We start from the raw sequence: 19,451 nt of genomic DNA on the forward strand, positions 1-19,451 counted from the left end.
TAGTTATTCCCCCTCGTTTGGCAGGACAAAGACCAATAAGCCGTATGCAATCAACAATGGAAAGAAGCCCGTCACAAACAATAATATAATAAACAATACACGTAAGATGGTGGAATCCATTTTGGTATAATTCGCAAGCCCTCCGATAACTCCAGCGACTTTGCGATTTGTTTTTGATCTAGTGATAGATTTCATGTTCAAGCTCCTTTCTCTTATATGTTGTATTGTCGTCATTTGTCCACCTTTTCATCCATTCAAGATCAAAGATGAGGAACTGTCTTAATCTGAACAGATCCAGTATTCGTACTTCCGTATAAATGTACTGGATTCACACCCTCCAAAGACTTCTTGAACGTCATCTTCTTTTGGACCACATCATTTTGCTCTTCTATTACTTCAATACCCTCTACGTCCACTTTAAAACTTCCAACATTGGATTTTAACTCTCCATTAATTGCAGCTGTTTCTGGAAGGAAAACTTCAATGGAACCTGTCACAGCTTTTACCTTCAGTGTATCAGGTGTTGACTTTAAGAATGCTGTTACATTCCCATTCACAGATTGAAGCGCCGCACTAGCAAATTCGCCTTCCGCTTCCACTTTTCCATTAATCGTCTCTAACTGTAAGTCGGTCACTTTACTAGAAACTAGCTTAATACGTCCGTTACCAGTCTCCGCCTCTAACTCATTCGCTTGAATGTTGGATAGTGTAATCAAGCCATTCCCTGTTTTTGCGGAGAAACTATCAGCAGTAAAGTGTGTAGCCTGGAACCCGCCATTAAATAAGCGAACAGAAATATCCTCATAGCGTTGAGCTGGAACGTAAACTACCGTATCGACTTTCATCCATTTAAATTGCGTATGGAAAGTTAGGCGTTCTTTTTCTACGGAGAATTTTGCATGTCTTCGGAACGTTTCTTCCGCTTGCGCTTCATCCTCTGTGCGATATACCTTCACGTGACATTCAATTCTAACTCCAGGTTGGTCCCACTTCTTTAACTCCACTTTACCGTTCGCCACATCTAAGTCAATGGACTCAATCGTCGGAGAAGCTTCTTCAAACACATGAAGTAATTCCACAGATTGTTGGAAGGATAAATCTAAATCTTTCACCTTTTTAACTGCCGTGTTTACAAAGTCTAATACCTTAGAGCGAGCTTGCTCAAGTGGTCCATTTGCTTTGCGAAAATTCTTCTCTTCTGCTGTAGTGGAGTCTTCAGACGCTTCCTCACCAGTTGAAACAAGAGCAGGAACCCTCTCGTCATTTTCAGGTGTTTGCTCTAACTTTTCCAACAAATTAAGACCTTCTTGAACAGAGATTGTTCCTTTTTGCACTAATTCTAAAATTCGTTGACGTTCGTTACCCATATTTAGCACCCCTGTCTATATAATAAAATGACCTCTTTATAGTAATACTTTGATTCCTTTATATACATTCCAAATCATGATAAAGAAGCTTAGAATTCCTCCTAAAACAATCACAAATAAGACGAAAAACGGAACAGTTCCAGTAGATATTGCAAATACGTCAAATACAAATGCAAATAACACTAGAGGCACGACTAACATTGGGATTATGTGTGAAATGAAGGCTGCTTTTGCATGTCCTTTTAGCCATTCATCCGCTGAAACTAGCCAAACAATTAATGGGAAGATTAGCCCCAAGAAGAAAAAGCTAAAATAACACAATGCCGCGATGATCTTCTCTAAATTCAACCTCTTCACCTCTTCCAAAACTATACTATGGTGTTGTTCTGTAATCTATACGAGTTTTGGCGGGGAAGGTTTCATAATTAGATAAAAAAACTCCAACCGTGGTAAAACGGTCAGAGTCTGATAATTTATTTCGTTAACTCTAAGAATTCCTCCACATCTTGCACGCAAAGCGCTACTCCTTTAGACCAGAAGTCTTCAGATGTCACGTCTTCACCAAGATGTTTCATCGCTAAGTCTTCTACATTCATTACCGCTGTATCACGAAGTAATGCCATGTAAGACTCTTCGTAATTTCCACCAGCCTCTAACGCTTTTGCATAGATGCTTAAAGAGAACAGGTATCCAAACGTGTACGGGAAGTTGTAGAACGGTACACCTGTGATATAGAAATGAAGCTTAGAAGACCAGAAATGTGGATGCGTTGTTTCGAGAGCACCAGCATAGCCTTCACGTTGCGCTTCTTCCATTAATTCATTCAAGCGTTGGGCAGAAACATACCCTTTAGAACGCTCTGCATAGAATCTCTTTTCAAATAAGAATCGAGCGTGAATGTTCATGAAGAATGCTACGCTACGTTGTAATTTATCTTCTAATAAAGCAATCTTTTCATCCTTTGTAGTTGCCTCTTTCACCGCTGCATCTGCTACAATCATCTCTGCAAACGTACTAGCTGTCTCTGCCACGTTCATCGCATAACGACGGTTTAACGGGTGAACCGTACGAAGTGCATAGGAGTGGAATGCATGACCTAGCTCATGTGCAAGCGTTGCAACGTTGCTCATAGATCCAGAGTACGTCATGAAAATACGAGACTCTTCGCTTAGTGGGAAACCAGTACAGAATCCACCTGGACGTTTACCAGGGCGATCTTCTGCTTCAATCCAAGACTTTTCAAAAGCTGTTTTAGAGAACGAAGCCATTTCTGGACCAAATTTTGCAAAGTGCTTTAGGATAAAGTCTGCACCTTCTTGATAAGAAAGCGTTTTTGTTGACTCGCTCACTGGTGCATCTAGGTTGTACCAGTCCATTTTAGTTTCACCAAGCATTTCTGCTTTTCTATTTAAATAGGAAACAAACGCGTCTTTTTGCTTTTCAATTGCTCCCCACATCGCATTTAACGTATCTTCTGTCATGCGATTGTATGCTAAAGGTTCTTTTAAGATTTCTGTCCAGCCACGTTTTTCATAAAGGCGTAAACGGAAACCACCTAGATGATTTAACGTACGAGCGAAAAGCTCTTCGTTATCAGCCCATAGCTGCTCAAGCTTTTCAAATACCTCTTTACGAACTTTAGGAGAAGGATGAGAAAGTAAGTTATTGGCTTGCCCAACAGATAACTCTTTTGTTTCGCCATCCACGTTCACCGTTAATGACAGCATACCGATTAACGTGTCATACATTTCTCCCCAGCCGTGATATCCATCAATCGCTAGTGCATTTACCATCGCTTCTTCTGGTCCACTTAATTTCTCTTTCGCTTGCGTACGCCACTCAGACAAAATGAAGTTCCAGAGTGATAAATCTTCTGTCTCTAGCAACGCTGCAAATACTTCATCTTCCGCAGCCGCCAACGTTTGTTGGAACGTAGTAAATGTAGTAGAGTAACTTGCACGATACCCTGTTACCTCACTTTGCAGCGCATCTGCTTTTCGGTCTTTCATATCTTGTGCTTGCAAACAACCTATGTATGCTCCACCTTGAGTTAAAAACTGCATAATTACTTTTGCATCTTCTATTAAACTTGCTATTAATGATGATTCTTCAGAGGAAGTTGGTGTTGTAAAGTTTGCAACTCGTTCTTCAAATGCATCAATATATTTTTTCGTCTGGTCTAAATGTGTACGAAGTTCTTTTGATTCACTTCCACCTGCAAATAAAGATTCTAAATCCCATTTTTCAGCATATGCCGTCGTCATGAGAATTCCCCCTTAAATAGATTATTCTGACAATACTATTGTACACGAAATACAGAAAATTACGATAAAAAAGTTTCGATTATCGTAATAAAAGTTAAATAAAATTGAATTTCAAGGACTTTCTCCTATGTACAGGTCACATAAAAAAGCTGACAACCGTTTCAACAAACGATTATCAGCTTATCCTTTAACTTTCTATTTAGATGTAGAATACGCATTAGCATCTTCTAGTTCCGCTACACGATCAGCCATACGAATTCGGTCTCTTTCAAGAATCGGTTTTAAATAACGACCTGTATGAGAATCAGGGTGATCCGCTACTTCTTCTGGTGTACCTGTGGCAATGATTGTCCCACCTTTATCTCCACCTTCAGGTCCAAGATCAATCAAATGATCTGCTGCTTTAATAACATCCAGATTATGTTCAATTACCAACACCGTATCACCATTTTCAACCAAACGTTGCAACACGATCAATAGTCTAGAAATATCATCAACATGCAAACCAGTTGTTGGCTCGTCCAAAATGTAGAAAGATCGACCGGTTGAACGGCGGTGTAGCTCAGAAGCTAATTTCACACGTTGGGCTTCTCCTCCTGACAGCGTCGTTGCTGGTTGTCCCAATTTCACATATCCGAGTCCGACATCCAAAATAGTTTGTAACTTACGATGGATTTTAGGAATGTTTTCAAAGAACTTCGTCGCATCCTCGACTGTCATTTCTAGCACGTCAGAAATATTACTTCCTTTATACTTCACTTCTAATGTTTCTCTGTTATAACGTTTTCCATGACAAACTTCACATGGTACGTACACATCTGGCAAGAAGTGCATCTCGATTTTGATAATTCCATCCCCGCGACAAGCTTCACATCGTCCACCTTTTACGTTGAAGCTAAACCGTCCTTTTTTATAACCACGCACTTTCGCTTCGTTCGTTGTCGCAAAAACGTCGCGAATATCATCAAACACTCCTGTATACGTCGCCGGATTGGATCGAGGCGTTCTTCCAATTGGTGATTGATCAATATCGATTACTTTATCTAACTGATCAATTCCCGTAATCTCTTTATGTTCTCCTGGTTTAGCTTTTGCTTTATGCAGCTTTTGAGCTAAAGATTTATGAAGAATCTCATTAATTAATGTACTTTTCCCGGATCCTGACACCCCAGTAACAGCAATAAACTGTCCAAGCGGTACATCAACACTGACATTTTTTAAGTTGTTTTCTTTAGCACCTTTAATTTGCAGCTTACGACCATCAGACTTTCTTCTTTCCATTGGGAAAGGAATAAATTTTCTACCTGATAAATACTGGCCAGTTAAAGATTTTGGATCATCCATTACTTCTCCAGGAGTACCTTGAGAAATAATTTGTCCACCGTGGACACCTGCTCCAGGGCCAATATCAATTAGATAATCTGCTGCCATCATTGTATCTTCATCGTGCTCCACAACAATAAGCGTATTACCAATGTCACGCATACTTTGCAAAGTACCAATTAAACGGTCATTATCTCTTTGATGAAGACCGATAGAAGGCTCATCTAAAATGTATAAAACGCCTGTCAGTCTTGAACCGATTTGGGTAGCAAGTCGAATACGCTGCGCTTCTCCACCAGATAAAGTACCCGCTGAGCGAGACAGTGTTAAGTAATCCAAACCTACGTTAATTAAGAATCCTAGTCTTTCATCAATTTCACGGAGAATAAGATTTGCAATTTGGCGATCCTTTGGCGATAATTCTAAGCTAGTAAAATAAGTCATCGCGTCTTGAATGGACTTTTCCGTTACTTCACCAACGTGAACACCGTTTATCTTAACAGCTAATGATTCTGGTTTTAAACGGTATCCACCACAAGAAGCACAGTGTTGAACAGCCATGTACTGTTCCATTTGCTCACGAATATAATCCGAACTTGTCTCACGATATCTTCTCTCAATATTACGTAAAACTCCTTCGAATTCGATCATATTTTCACGTACTTGTCCAAATTCATTCTCGTATCGGAAATAGATTTTATCACTACCAGAACCTTTTAAAATCTTATCAAGTTGTGGTTTAGGAAGGTTCTCCACGGGTACATCCATATCAATCCCATAATGGTTACATACAGATTCCAACAGTTGTGGATAGTACTGCGAGCTAGTTGGTTGCCAAGCGACAATTGCCCCATCTCGTAAAGAAACAGAATGGTCAGGAATAACAAGTTCTTTATCTACTTTTAATTTTGTTCCTAGTCCATCACATGTTGGACATGCTCCAAACGGACTGTTGAAAGAAAACATCCTAGGCTCTAATTCTCCAATGGAAAAACCGCAATGTGGACAAGCATGATGTTCACTAAATAGAAGTTCTTCTTCTCCCATGACATCAATAACCACACGTCCATCCGCAAGACGAAGTGCTGCTTCAAGTGAATCAGCTAAACGTGGTTCGGAACCTTCTTTCACAACAATTCTGTCCACAATTACTTCAATCGAGTGTTTTTTATTTTTGTCTAGAGTAATTTCGTCACTTACGTCGAATACTTCACCGTTTACACGCAAACGAACGTATCCTTGTTTTTTCATATCTTCTAGTATTTTGACGTGTGTTCCTTTTCTACCAGACACAATTGGTGCCAGCACTTGTATCTTCGTACGTTCTGGATAAGACATAATACGATCTACCATTTGTTCAATTGTTTGAGAGACGATTTCAATCCCATGATTAGGGCATATCGGTTTCCCTACTCGAGCAAACAAAAGACGTAAGTAATCATAAATCTCTGTTACTGTACCAACAGTAGAACGTGGATTACGACTGGTTGTTTTTTGATCTATTGAGATTGCAGGAGACAATCCATCAATTGCGTCTACATCTGGTTTATCCATTTGCCCTAAGAACTGACGTGCATAAGCAGACAACGACTCTACATATCTACGTTGTCCCTCTGCATAAATCGTATCGAACGCTAATGAAGACTTACCGGAACCAGATAAGCCAGTTAAGACAACTAGCTTGTCACGCGGTATCTCCACATCAATGTTTTTTAAATTATGTGCTCTTGCTCCCTTTACAACTATTCGGTCTTTTGCCATCTCTATCCCTCTGCTTTCAACTCTAGAATCGTGTCTCGAAGCTGCGCTGCTCGCTCGAAGTCTAGTTGTTTAGCTGCTTCTTTCATTTCTATTTCAAGCGACTCTACTAATACCATTCGCTCTTTTTTCGTTAGTTTTTTCGCTTCCACTAAAGGCTCATCTTGTTCCACGCCTTCTTGCGTAGCGCGAATAACGTCTCGAACTTCTTTTTGTATAGTCATTGGCGTAATGCCATGCTTTTTATTGTGTTCTTCTTGGATTTCACGACGACGCTTTGTCTCTTCAATCGCTTTTGTCATAGAATCCGTCATCTTATCGGCGTACATAATTACGTGACCATTAGAGTTACGAGCTGCACGACCTATAGTTTGGATTAAAGACCTCTCAGAACGTAAGAATCCTTCTTTGTCAGCATCCAAGATCGTCACAAGCGAAACTTCTGGGATGTCTAAACCTTCTCTTAATAAGTTAATCCCCACAAGAACGTCATATTTACCTAAGCGCAAGTCACGGATAATTTGAATTCGTTCTAGCGTTTTTACTTCTGAGTGAAGGTACTGAACTTTAATACCAATGTCTTTTAGATAATCCGTTAAATCTTCAGACATTTTTTTCGTTAAAGTTGTGACTAACACACGCTCATTCTTATTGATACGGTCTTGAATTTCCCCAAGCAAGTCATCGATTTGACCTTCGATTGGACGGATATCAATTGTAGGGTCCAACAGTCCAGTTGGTCGAATAATCTGCTCCACAAAATCGGGAGTATGTTCGATTTCATATGGACCTGGAGTTGCGGAAACATAAACTAACTGACTAGCATGTTTCTCAAACTCTTGGAACGTTAACGGTCTGTTATCTTTCGCAGATGGCAGACGGAATCCATGGTCTACTAGAACTTGTTTACGAGCTTGGTCCCCATTAAACATCCCTCTGATTTGAGGAAGCGTAACGTGTGACTCGTCAATTACGATTAACATATCTTTTGGAAAATAATCTAAGAGCGTGTAAGGCGTAGCGCCAGACTCTCGCAAAGTTAAATGTCTAGAATAGTTCTCGATACCTGAGCAAAAGCCCATTTCTCTCATCATTTCTAAATCATAGCGCGTTCGCTGCTCTAAACGCTGTGCTTCTAGCAGTTTGTTTTGTTCATTTAATTCTTCTAATCGCTCCTCTAATTCTGCTTCTATATTTATGATAGCTTTTTTCATTTTTTCTTCGCGTGTTACGAAGTGAGATGCTGGGAAAATAGCAACATGTTCACGTTCACCTAGAATTTCACCTGTTAACGCATCTACTTCTCGAATACGATCAATCTCGTCTCCAAAGAACTCTACACGCATACAACGCTCGTCTCTCGATGCAGGGAAAATTTCCACTACATCCCCACGAACACGGAAAGTTCCACGTTGGAAGTCAATATCGTTTCTTTCATATTGAACATCTACTAGTTTTCGTAAAAGTTGATTTCTCTCTAGTTCCATTCCAACCCGTAAGGAAACTACTAAATCACGGTATTCCTCTGGAGATCCAAGACCATATATACAAGATACAGATGCGATGATAATAACATCGTTTCGCTCAAATAAAGAGGACGTTGCAGAGTGGCGCAATTTATCAATTTCATCATTAATACTAGCGTCTTTTTCTATGTACGTATCAGTTTGTGGGACATACGCCTCTGGTTGATAGTAATCGTAGTAACTAACGAAGTATTCTACAGCATTGTTCGGAAAAAACTCTTTAAATTCACTATAAAGCTGACCAGCTAATGTTTTGTTGTGGGCAATGATTAGTGTTGGTCGATTCACTTCTTTAATAACATTGGAGATCGTAAAGGTTTTACCAGTTCCTGTAGCACCTAATAATGTTTGATGTCTTTTACCTTCATGGAGACCTTTCACAATTTTCTTAATTGCTTCCGGCTGATCTCCTTGAGGTGTATACTTGGATACTAATTCAAACTCTTTCAACAGAGAAATACCTCCCTAAACAGAACAAAGATTCGTTATTTTTATTCTACCACAAGCAAGTCATTTTTAACCAACAATATACGAAAGTATGTTCGTTATTTTATTTTTAAAATGAAGGAGACTCATCTAAGAGCAGACCACATCACGTGGTCAACGATGAGTTGTTACTGGTCACGTAACAAAAAAACCAACGATCTACTCCAATCGTCGGTTTTTATTAATGAGCCAGTTCGCAATCACTAAGCCCAATGTTAAGGAAGCTGCATCAATAATGATGAGGCCCCATGTATGCGTATATCCTTTATAAGCGGAAACAGCGATTAATGCTAATGTTAACAACAATGCAACCGTTCGGCTGTACGTGATGTGTGTAAACAAGATGACAAGGATCGCCGGAAAAAGCATTGCCGATATTACTTTGTCAATCACTTCACCTGACGCCCCCTTTTACTTTAACTATAGGGGACCATAAAGATTTGCGCAAGTCTTAGTACGCTATTTTTCTTGACTATTCTGAATGATTCCTTTCGTTATGGAGACCATTTCACTCTGTTCCACAAATCGTTCTCTCATTAAGTCTGGCAAAATGGATTCCGTAAAAAATTTAACAGACTCCATCTCTTTAAACTTCATAATAGTCGTTAACGCCTCTTCGTAAATTTCTATGAAGAGCGGTTCTGGATTACCTTTTTGAATTTCTCCAAAAGATTCATATAGTAGGTCAATTTTATCTGCAACCGATAGTATCTTTCCTTCTAATGTTTCGTCTTTGCCTTCTTTAAATCTTCTAAAGAACGCCTCATGGTATTCAGTCGGTATTTCACGTTCAATAAATTTCGCCGTCATTTCTTCCTCTACCTGACTAAAAAGTTTTTTCAATTCATGAGAGGCGTACTTTACAGGTGTTTTAATATCTCCAGTGAATAGTTCTGCGTAATCATGGTTGAGCGCTTTTTCATAAAGCGTCTTCCAATCCACTTCTTGCCCGGATTGTTCTTCGACTGTACCTAAAAATTGCGCGATCTTCGTGACTTTAAATGAGTGACTTGCCACGGAGTGTAGTTGGTATTTGAACTTTCCTGGACAACGATAGATGTTTTCTAAGTCTGCTAAGCTTTTAAAATATTCATGAACACCCATTACACTCACTCCTGCAGAAGAATTTTGAATATTCTAACATATATAGACTATCTATTCAATTAGTTTTTGTCGTTTTCATCTTGATTCTTCTTAGCCATTTTCAATAAAGCTGTTCGTCTGTAACCCGTCCATGCAAGAAGCGCTCCTAATAGCGCACCAATTAACATTTGTACATTAACATATCCAGAAGAGATTAGGCTTGTGACAAATGATCCTCCAAATACAACAAAAAAGATTAGTCCAACGAATATAGATATTTTACCCATTTTCATACTCCTCTCAAACTCACTGTTCAAAATACGTCTAATTATATCGAAAAAGTGATGACGACACAAAAAGCCACCCTAAACGGATGGCTTTTATGAAACCTCTGCATTACTATAAGACTTTGTTTCTTCTAAAACGAAAACACCTAATTGATGATGTTCTCCTTCATATAAGGCACGTTGAACTTTACGAATCTCACCATTCAAGTCAAACACCTCAATTTTACAATGTGCAGCATTTTTTTGAATAGCTTCATATAACTCTCTTTCATTTTTAACAGGGATTCCGTTTACTTTCGACAAAACTTCCCCCGGTACAATTTCCATTTTATCTGCTGGAGAATTAGGTACAACCCCAAGTACTTGCAATCCTTTCATCTTTTTCGTATAGAAGAAAGGTTTTGTCTGTTCAATTTTAAAGTGACCATACTGAAGTATTAGTCGAAGAGCAACAATAAGTCCAAATAAGTACGGAACTGTTACCGGAAGAAAGTACGCTACAGGCACCAAACCTATCGCTAGTATAGAAAGAGCAACTAGTTGTTTCCCTATAAAATTTATTGCCTCTTTTGCATATCTCGCTTTGATCTTTTTGTGGAAACCTAAGACGAGCGGAACTCCAACAATGTGAAAAGCTGTTTCTCCTAGATGAATAATTGGCCACCAAGTCGAATCACTGATTGGACCAGTTGGAACTAGGAAGATTAGCGGCAGAAACCACAGACGTTTGGAGTGATGAACTCCGACGACTTGTCCTCTTTTACTCACTATGGTTCTTGGAGAAGTTGCTTTGCTAGCTTTCGAACGAATGAGAATTCCTTCTACTAGTAGTAGAATTGACATCAATCCGAACAGTGCGGTCCAATATACAGTTGTTCCCTCTGAGACCTCTAGCCAGGATGGAAGATTTGAAATTACCCCTTGATTTAGGGTGTAAATCATTAACGCTGCGAAAGGGACGACATAGGCCATTGATGCAATTTCATAACGGAAACTTAACACGGTAAGCAGCATGACAGAAGTTGTAACTAACAGCCAGGATAGCGGTAAGACCGGTCCTAATAGAAGAAGGACTGCTGATAAAATTACACCTGCGCCAATACTAATTGGAGTGAAAAACTCGCGGAATTCAAACCAACCGTCATGCGCTCTCACATGAAAATGTTTACGTTCTTGTTTGACACGGACGTAACCTAATAAAACACAAAAAGCTACTGCGACATATGTTAATGGATGAATAAATATGTATCCCAATCCTTTGACCAACTCTAGTAAAACGGTTCCCATGTTGAGTACCACCTTATCAAAAACTATAATACTCTTATTTTATCACACTCCTTTTACAAACAGGAATCGATTACCATAAAAAAACACCAAAACTCTACTTTAGTTTGGTGTTTTTTTATAGGTTTATTGCTTATGGACTATTTGTGATTCATTATGCTTGGAGAATTGGTCGCTTTCGCTGTAGTTCGGTCGCTTCGGCCGAAGTTCGGTCGCTTTCGCCGGAGTTTGGTCGCTTCTGCCGAAGTTCGGTCGCTTCCGCCGAAGTTTGGTCGCTTCGGCCGAAGTTCGGTCGCTTTCCCTGAAGTTTGGTCGCTCCAGTCATTACTACCTTCCCTCAGCCTCCAAAATCTCCACAGCCTTTGCCAACTGCAAGTCGTTTTCTTGCTTGTTGATCTCCGCTCGAACCTGTTCTTCCAATGCCATTGCCGTTTGCTTATCGATTTGTCCAGAGACGACGATGTTTTGTGCTACTTGGAAGTCGCGCACTGCTTTTTCTGTTTGAATGCTGAAGTAACCATCCGTTCGACCTGGTTCATATCCTAAGCCAGCTAACATTTCTTGTGCCGCTAGCACTTCTTCATTATTCATTTCACGCTTCAATGTTTCCGATAACTGCAATAGATGCGCATGGAAAATGGCCGGTTGCTGTACTTCTACTGTTGGCTTAATACCTTTTCCATGAATCCAGTTTCCATCAGGTGTTAACCATTTTGCCATCGTCAACTTGATGGTACTCTTATCCGACAGTTCCAGTGGCTGTTGCACGGTTCCTTTACCGAAAGATGTTTCCCCAACTAACGGATATCCTCCCGCTTCTTGTAATGCTGCCGCTAAAATTTCCGACGCAGACGCGCTTCCTTTATCCATTAACACCGCGATTGGATATGGTTTTTTCTTTGCATTATTTGATTGAAAGCCTGTTGTTTCACCGTTTCGCTCTTGAATTTGCAAGTACGGCTTTTCAGCAGTCACCAGCGGCTGCACCATTTTCTCTACAGCTGATAACAATCCACCTGGATTTCCACGGACATCAATAATAATTCCGGCTACTTTTTTCGCTTCCAAATCCGCAATAGAAGTTAAGAAATCTTCCGCTGTATGTTCTGAAAAACTACTAACTTCGATTACGCCATACGTCTTCTCATTTTTCGTTACCATCTCTGTTTTGACCGTCTCTACAGGAATCTCATCTCTCTTCACAATAACCGTTAAGGGATTCGCTAACCCTTTTCGCTTAATTTGAATTTGCACTGTCGAGCCTTTTTCCCCACGAATCTTCATGGTCGCTTCTACCAAATCTAATCCTTCCACTGATTGTCCATCTATCGCAAGAATTTGATCCAACGGCTTTAACCCAGCTTTTTCTGCAGGACTCCCTTTAAATGGAGAAACGATTACTAGCTTTCCATCTTGCACCGTTACTTCCGCACCAATTCCCTCGAAAGAAGATTGCAATGTTTGCTGGAAACGAGTTGCGGTCTCTGCATCCATGTAGACTGAATACGGGTCATTTAACGTTTGAACCATTCCTTCAATGGCACCTGCCACAAGCTCATCATCAGACATTTCCTCTACATAAGAGTCGTGAATTAAACTGAACGCTTGTCTGATTTTCTCCTCTTGTTCCGGTGTGATATTTCCGTTAATCGGCGTCGCTACACCGTTTGCCGTTTCAATTACTGTTAGTTGCTTTTCCTTCCACTCTGAGCCAAAGTACGCACCAACCGATCCAGTTAAAAGAGAACAAACCATAATGGTAGAAATAGTTTTTGTATGCATTGTAAACCTCCTATAAAAAGGACCACCTAATATAGCCCTTTATCTCCGTAAAGTAAAAAACACCATGACAAGCGACGAGTTCTTGTCATGATGTCTTGTTACTCCACTATATGAAGGAGTAGGACAGGTTATTCCTAAGTTTTGTCATCTACCGGCGCTAGCAGGAACCACTGGTTTAACTAACTTTACATATGAAATCCAATCATCTACCATGGCACTTGCTGTTGGGTAACTTCCTGCACCAGGTCCCGTGAAGGTCAAAACATCGGAGTAGGTTGTCGTCAACGCTATTGCATTTGTCACTCCATCTACTCCGAATAGCGGATGTTCTGGCAGAATTACTTTGGGAGCAATTACGGCGTGTAAGACATCTTCTTCAAAATAGGCAGAAGCGATATATCGAATACGCTCTCCTTCTTTCGGTTTCACTTGCTGTACAAATGGACCTAGAGGAATTCTCGTTTCTTTATCTGGTGATTTACCAAAGACAGATTCACACATAATGCGTAGCTTAAATAAGGCATCCCAGCCATCTATATCAAACGAAGGATCCGCTTCCGCATAGCCTTTTTCTTGCGCTTTTTTGACATGCTCGAAGAAATCTCCTCCCTCTTTTCGGAGTGTGGTGACTAAGTAATTCGTTGTCCCATTGACAATTCCATCAATTCTCGTGAAAGTTTGTATGTGCAACAGCTCATTGATGGAGCGGATGATAGGAATTGCACCACCGGTAGTCGCCTCGTATCGAATAGATGTGCCATACTCACTTGCTACTTCTCGTAACGCTTTTCCTTTTTTCGCAAACATTTCTTTATTAGCAGTAATGACTGGAATCCCTTGTTCTAAAAAATACGTTGCGTAAGATACAGCTGGTTCCACACCTACAATACATTCAAACACCACATCGAATGATGATCGCTTAAATGCATCCCAATCATATACAAACGAGAGATCTCCCTCTCGCTTTTTCAACCGATCTTTTACTAAAACGTACTCTACTTCTATTTCTCGAGAAACAAGAGAAGCAATTCTCTCTTTTTGTTCTTCCAAGACATTCACAATACCTTTTCCAACTGTTCCATAGCCGATAATCCCAATACGATAAACATTTCTTGTCATTTTATACCGTCTCCTCTACTCCGTTTACTAGCTCTCTTTGTATCGCAGGCCCCCATTTATCTGCTTCTACTAAAAATCCGTCATGGCCAAAATCAGTAGATACTTTCACAAACGTACTATTTGGTAGGACGTTTGCCATTTCTTCCATCTCCTCAATCGAATAAAGTAAATCTCCTTCGTATCCGATTAACGTGACGGGAGTTTGAATCTCTCTCAATACTTTCTCTACTCCTCCTCGGTCACGTCCAATATCGTGTTGATTCATTGCTCGAAGTAGCCTTAGATATGCATTTGCATCAAATCGCTGCAGAAAAATTTCTCCTTGATAGTCTAGATAAGACTGAATGCCGCTTCGCACCTCTCCGTAACGTTGTTGGAATAAAGTTTTTGAGCGATACGTAATCATCCCTACCATTCTGGCAATAGATAATCCAGACAAACCTTCGTTAGACGGATAGTTCCCATCTTGGAAGTTAGGATCTAATAGAATTGCTTGTTCCCCTACATGATTAAAAGCTATGGCGTATGGACTTAATGCAGCTGTACTTGCTAAAACTACCGCCCTATTTATCAGAGAAGGATAAAGGACAAGCCACTCTAGTACTTGCATACCTCCTAATGAACCACCAATTACTGCATGAATGGAAGAGATGTTCAGTTTGTCGAGTGCTTTTCGTTGCACGTGAACCATATCTCGAATCGTCACTTCAGGAAATGTTGCGCCATATGGTTTTCCTGATGGAGAAGTACTTGTAGGACCAGTACTTCCATAGCAACTTCCCAAGACATTGAAAGTAAGAACTTGAAACTCGTTTGTGTCGACATACTTTCCAGTACCAATACACTCAGCCCACCAACCAGGTTGATCTTCTGTACCAACTGCAACTTGGTTTCCCGTCAAAGCGTGGCAAACTAATACAACTGGGTTATGCGGATTTCCCACTCGCTCGTATGCCACTTCAACAGCAGGAATGACTTCTCCCCTTTCTGTTGTATAGCTACCGATGTGTACTTTTCCTGTTTCACGATACCTCAATGGCAATGTCACGCTTCTTCAACTCTCTTCGCAAAATTTTCCCACTAATAGCCGTCTTTGGAAGCTCAGATAGGATTTCTAGTTCTCTTGGTGCTGCGTGTGGAGATAATGTTTCCTTCACAAACTGACGTATCTCTTTAAGTAGTTGATCCGGATTTTGTTTTTGATAACTTTCATTTAATACTAGGAAGGCTTTCACAATCTCACCCCGAACAGGATCTGGCTTACCGACCACTCCCGCTTCCGCAACAGCCGGATGCTCTATTAATCTACTTTCCACTTCAAACGGACCAATTCTCTCCCCTGATGAATTAATCATGTCGTCGCTTCTTCCTTGGAAGTACACATATTCATCATGATCTTGGACTGCTAAATCTCCGGATAAATACCAATCTTTATTTAAAGCAAAGTAAGATTGATATTTTTCAGGATTATTCCACACTTCTTTCATCATGGATTCCCAAGGGGATTTAATCGCTAAATGTCCAAGTTCCCCTTTTGGAAGCACTTCACCGTTATCATTAAGAATCGCGATGGTTACCCATGGCAGCGGCTTCCCCATCGATCCTAGCCTCACTTCATCTCCAGGTAAGTTAACAATCATTTGAGAACCCGTCTCTGTCATCCACCATGTATCACGGATCGTAAGGCCATATTCTCGCCTTCCCCACGTAACAATCTCTGGATTTAGCGGTTCTCCAACACTTGCAATCTCTCGTAAACTGGATAAATCGTATGCCTCTAATACGTTTGGATCTGCAGCCATTAATAGACGGAAAGCAGTCGGAGCACTATACCATACTTCCACTCCTACTTGTTCAATGGCTTCATACCAGACGTTTGGCGAGAATCTTCCATTCACAATCACTACATTTGCTCTGTTAAGAAAAGGAGCAAATGCGCCATACACCGTACCTGTTACCCAACCTAAATGAGCTGTGCACCAATACACCGTTTTTGGGTGGATAGCCAATACTTCTCTTCCGGTTTTGCGCTGTAAGGATACCACTCGGTGTGCATGAACAATTCCTTTAGGCTTACCTGTGGAGCCACTTGTGTAATGGATATTAAGAGGATCATCTGGTGAAACAGCTTCCGTTACATGGTCAATTGTTGTAGCTGAGATGGAGGAAAAGGAACGAAAAGTGTCACCGTCCTGTTTTATATTTGTCACGAGTACGGTCACCCGTTGAGAAAGGCGCTCTAACGGAATTCTGTCAACGAACTCTGTATGTGTAAGGATGACAGAACCGCCACCATCCTCCATTCGGTCATATAATGCTTCTTCCATAAAGGATTCAAATAGCGGAACTGCCACCGCACCAATTTTCACGACAGAAAGCAAAGCGACGTGTCCATCTAAGTGCTTTGGAAAGAAGGTGTATACTAAGTCACCTTTTTTCACACCTAGTTCCTTCAACCTCGCTCCCCATAGGTCTGTTTCTAACTTTAACCAATGATAGGAATACCTGCTGATGACACCTTCATCAACAAATGTAATCGCGATGTCGTCACCGTGTCCTTCTTCGATATGACGATCAATTGCTTGGTAAGCTAAGTTTTGACGAATACTCATTCTGAACGGTCCTCTCCTTCCTTTTCTGTCACGTGTAATAACGAGAGTATTTCTCCACGTTGTCTAATTCTTGCTTCATCTTGCAGGTCTCGTGTGCGATTTCCTTCTACTTTGATATCTGCAATGACTTCGCCTGGTTTGCCTTTCATGATTAGAATTCGGTCGCAAACATACAGGGCTTCATCGATATCATGCGTCACGAAGATCATCGTTTTCTGTTCTTCTTTCCACAATTGTAAAAGAAGGTCTTGTAACTGCATTTTCGTAAAAGCGTCAAGTGCGCTGAACGGTTCATCTAATAGAAGTAAGTTTGGCTTTGTTCTAAGCGCTCTGGCAATCGCCACACGTTGTGCCATTCCGCCAGAGAGGTCTTTCGGGTACAACTTGTTTGCTCCTTCAAGGCCTACTCTTGCTAACCATTCATTAACGGTAAGTAGATCCTTATGACCGGAATTCTTTACGAACCCAACGTTTTCTTCTACCGTTAACCACGGAAATAATCGTGGTTCTTGAAAAATCATGCCAACGTCTTTGGAAGACTTTGACCATCCTAATTTCCCTTCTGTCAGTTCGTCTAATTTGGCAATAACTCGAAGCAACGTACTTTTTCCACAGCCACTCGTTCCTAGTAATCCAACAATTTCGCCTTCTTGAATATCGACAGAGAGGCGACGAAAGCCTGCTCCGTTATCAAATTGTCGTGTAGCTTTTTGAATCGTTAACATTTGTTCGTCTCCTCTCTATACGTTTCTCATGCTGTCTTGCCATTTCAGCGACATCTTTTCTACGATTTGAATTAGGGCATCTGTTACCTTACCAATAATCGCAAATAGTAGAATACTGCCGATTACGATATCTGGTGAAGACATGTTTTGACCAAAAACAAGTAAGAATCCTAAGCCTTGACTAGCTCCCATTAGCTCAGCAGCTACAACAAACATCCATCCAAGACCTAAGCCACTTCGCAATCCTACGAAAAAAGATGGGAGCGCTGCTGGTAAGATAATTCGTTTAATGGTCTCTAGAGAAGATAGTTCGTAAAGTTTACCTACTTCTAGTAGTTTCCGATCGACACTGTGAATGCCAGAGACGACATTTAAATAAACCGGGAAAAACACGCCAACTGCAATTAGTAAAACTTTCGACGACTCACCAATACCTAACCATAAAATGAATAGGGGAACCCACGCTAAAGAAGGAATGGATCGGAATCCTTGAATGAGAGGATCAACGGCTTGTTCTGTTTGCTTAAAGTACCCAACAATTGCTCCTAAAACGGTTGCAAGGACTGTTCCAATCGCAAATCCAAGGGCAACGCGTATGACGGTTGCACTTATATGCGGCCAAAGTTCTCCAGTTGTCGCCATCTCCGAAATGGTTGTGAGGATGGTAGATGGAGGCGGAAGTTGATAGGATGGAACGAGTCCAAGCCTTCCTACCGCTTCCCAGATGAGGAAAAGCAGGGCGGGTAAAACCCACCCAATCCAAGCTGTTTGCTTCTTTTTAGATTTTCCTTGCACATTGGTTGTTGTAGGAACAGATCCTTGACTTAGTACCTGTTCGGAGTGTCCAGCCACAACAATACCTCCTTTATTTTGTAAATTGATCGTTTAATAGTTCATCCACTGTTTTTTCTACATCAACGGACGGTTTTACCACTTCTACTTCTTGTAAAATTCGTCCGGCTTCTAAGATCGTTTCTTTCTTGTCATCATTGATTGCCGAGTTAGAGAAGTCGTTTCTTTCTAACTGTTTTTTGGCTACTTCTAAATCAATGCCTGCTTCTTCCGCCAGTAAAGCTGCTGTTTCTTCTGGATTGGCAATTGCCCATTCTCGCGCTTCTTCATATGCTGCGATAACTTTATCTACATACTCTGGATACTGTTTGGCAAACTCACTACGAACATTTAGGATCCCGTATGTGTTTGCATCAGGATTACGATGGAATAGTTTTGCATTGTTACCTAACTCCACTTTAGCCATGTGAGGATCCAACCCAGCCCAAGCATCTACTTGATTGTTTAGTAGAGCAGCTGCCCCGTCACTATGCTGAAGATTAACGATTTCCACATCTTTTGCTGATAAACCAGCATCTTTAAGAGCTCTCAACAGGAAGATGTATGGATCAGTCCCTAGCGTTGCTGCTACTTTCTTGCCCTTTAAATCTTCTACTTTCGTAATCTCGCTATCTTCTGTTGTGACAAGTGCAGTCCACTCTGGTTTGGAGTAGGAATACACAGCTTCAATTGGTGAGCCATTTGATTTTGCTAAAAACGACGCCGCTCCTGCAGTGGAACCAAAGTCAATGCTTCCAGCGTTTAGGAATTCTAGCGCTTTGTTACTCCCTTGAGATAACACGTATTCCACTTCCACTCCCTCTTCTTCTAATGCTTTCTCCAAGAATCCTTTGTCTTTTAAAACTAGGGAAGTTGGAGAGTAATACGCATAATCGACTACAATTTTAGAAGGCTTACCGTCTCCTGATGTCGCGCTGGAAGAACAGCCGACTAAGGAAGCGATAATTCCTACAGTTAAAAGTGCCCAAATAATTTTTTTCATC

General features: G+C 40.8%; 17 protein-coding genes. All 17 read right to left on the reverse strand.

Annotated features, from left to right (window positions below; translation table 11 throughout):
• Nucleotides 1–3 precede the first annotated feature (3 nt).
• The gene (locus tag G8O30_RS11195; RefSeq protein WP_239672139.1) at nucleotides 4–195 is read right to left on the reverse strand and encodes a PspC domain-containing protein; all 192 of its coding nucleotides are present in this window, start codon (nucleotides 193–195) and stop codon (nucleotides 4–6) included.
• 65 nt (nucleotides 196–260) lie between these two features.
• Nucleotides 261–1,367, reverse strand: a complete 1,107-nt coding sequence (locus G8O30_RS11200; RefSeq protein ID WP_239672140.1) for a DUF4097 family beta strand repeat-containing protein — start codon at nucleotides 1,365–1,367, stop codon at nucleotides 261–263.
• A 36-nt stretch (nucleotides 1,368–1,403) separates the two neighbouring features.
• Nucleotides 1,404–1,715 carry a magnetosome magnetite crystal formation protein family gene (locus tag G8O30_RS11205; protein ID WP_239672141.1) on the reverse strand — a complete coding sequence of 104 codons (312 nt, stop codon included), beginning with the start codon at nucleotides 1,713–1,715 and terminating at the stop codon, nucleotides 1,404–1,406.
• Nucleotides 1,716–1,840: 125 nt separating this feature from the next.
• The gene (locus tag G8O30_RS11210) at nucleotides 1,841–3,631 is read right to left on the reverse strand and encodes a M3 family oligoendopeptidase (protein WP_239672142.1); all 1,791 of its coding nucleotides are present in this window, start codon (nucleotides 3,629–3,631) and stop codon (nucleotides 1,841–1,843) included.
• A gap of 195 nt (nucleotides 3,632–3,826) precedes the next feature.
• Nucleotides 3,827–6,715, reverse strand: a complete 2,889-nt coding sequence (gene uvrA / locus G8O30_RS11215; protein WP_239672143.1) for an excinuclease ABC subunit UvrA — start codon at nucleotides 6,713–6,715, stop codon at nucleotides 3,827–3,829.
• A 2-nt stretch (nucleotides 6,716–6,717) separates the two neighbouring features.
• A complete protein-coding gene (uvrB, locus tag G8O30_RS11220) occupies nucleotides 6,718–8,691 on the reverse strand; it encodes an excinuclease ABC subunit UvrB (RefSeq protein ID WP_239674549.1) in 1,974 nt (657 codons plus the stop codon).
• Nucleotides 8,692–8,883: 192 nt separating this feature from the next.
• Complete coding sequence (locus G8O30_RS11225; protein WP_420844572.1) at nucleotides 8,884–9,117, reverse strand: DUF2198 family protein; 234 nt, start codon at nucleotides 9,115–9,117, stop codon at nucleotides 8,884–8,886.
• A 66-nt stretch (nucleotides 9,118–9,183) separates the two neighbouring features.
• Nucleotides 9,184–9,828, reverse strand: a complete 645-nt coding sequence (locus G8O30_RS11230; protein ID WP_239672144.1) for a YfbR-like 5'-deoxynucleotidase — start codon at nucleotides 9,826–9,828, stop codon at nucleotides 9,184–9,186.
• Between the two features lie 59 nt (nucleotides 9,829–9,887).
• The gene (locus G8O30_RS11235) at nucleotides 9,888–10,094 is read right to left on the reverse strand and encodes a hypothetical protein (protein WP_239672145.1); all 207 of its coding nucleotides are present in this window, start codon (nucleotides 10,092–10,094) and stop codon (nucleotides 9,888–9,890) included.
• A gap of 93 nt (nucleotides 10,095–10,187) precedes the next feature.
• Entirely contained in the window at nucleotides 10,188–11,381 is a 1,194-nt protein-coding gene (locus G8O30_RS11240) for a PDZ domain-containing protein (RefSeq protein ID WP_239672146.1), read from the reverse strand.
• A gap of 324 nt (nucleotides 11,382–11,705) precedes the next feature.
• Complete coding sequence (locus G8O30_RS11245) at nucleotides 11,706–13,160, reverse strand: S41 family peptidase (RefSeq protein ID WP_239672147.1); 1,455 nt, start codon at nucleotides 13,158–13,160, stop codon at nucleotides 11,706–11,708.
• A 144-nt stretch (nucleotides 13,161–13,304) separates the two neighbouring features.
• Nucleotides 13,305–14,279: a homoserine dehydrogenase gene (locus tag G8O30_RS11250; protein ID WP_239672148.1), complete on the reverse strand. Its 975-nt coding sequence runs from the start codon at nucleotides 14,277–14,279 to the stop codon at nucleotides 13,305–13,307.
• Between the two features lies 1 nt (nucleotide 14,280).
• A complete protein-coding gene (gene metX, locus G8O30_RS11255) occupies nucleotides 14,281–15,327 on the reverse strand; it encodes a homoserine O-acetyltransferase MetX (protein WP_420844573.1) in 1,047 nt (348 codons plus the stop codon).
• Nucleotides 15,302–16,891 carry an AMP-binding protein gene (locus G8O30_RS11260; protein WP_239672150.1) on the reverse strand — a complete coding sequence of 530 codons (1,590 nt, stop codon included), beginning with the start codon at nucleotides 16,889–16,891 and terminating at the stop codon, nucleotides 15,302–15,304. Before G8O30_RS11260 ends, metX begins: the two co-directional genes overlap by 26 nt.
• The gene (locus G8O30_RS11265; protein WP_239672151.1) at nucleotides 16,888–17,616 is read right to left on the reverse strand and encodes an ABC transporter ATP-binding protein; all 729 of its coding nucleotides are present in this window, start codon (nucleotides 17,614–17,616) and stop codon (nucleotides 16,888–16,890) included. Before G8O30_RS11265 ends, G8O30_RS11260 begins: the two co-directional genes overlap by 4 nt.
• A gap of 15 nt (nucleotides 17,617–17,631) precedes the next feature.
• Complete coding sequence (locus G8O30_RS11270) at nucleotides 17,632–18,468, reverse strand: ABC transporter permease (protein ID WP_338040622.1); 837 nt, start codon at nucleotides 18,466–18,468, stop codon at nucleotides 17,632–17,634.
• Nucleotides 18,469–18,481: 13 nt separating this feature from the next.
• A complete protein-coding gene (locus G8O30_RS11275; RefSeq protein WP_239672152.1) occupies nucleotides 18,482–19,450 on the reverse strand; it encodes an aliphatic sulfonate ABC transporter substrate-binding protein in 969 nt (322 codons plus the stop codon).
• Nucleotide 19,451: the final 1 nt, after the last annotated feature.

Source organism: Mangrovibacillus cuniculi (assembly GCF_015482585.1).
Classification (GTDB): domain Bacteria; phylum Bacillota; class Bacilli; order Bacillales; family R1DC41; genus Mangrovibacillus; species Mangrovibacillus cuniculi.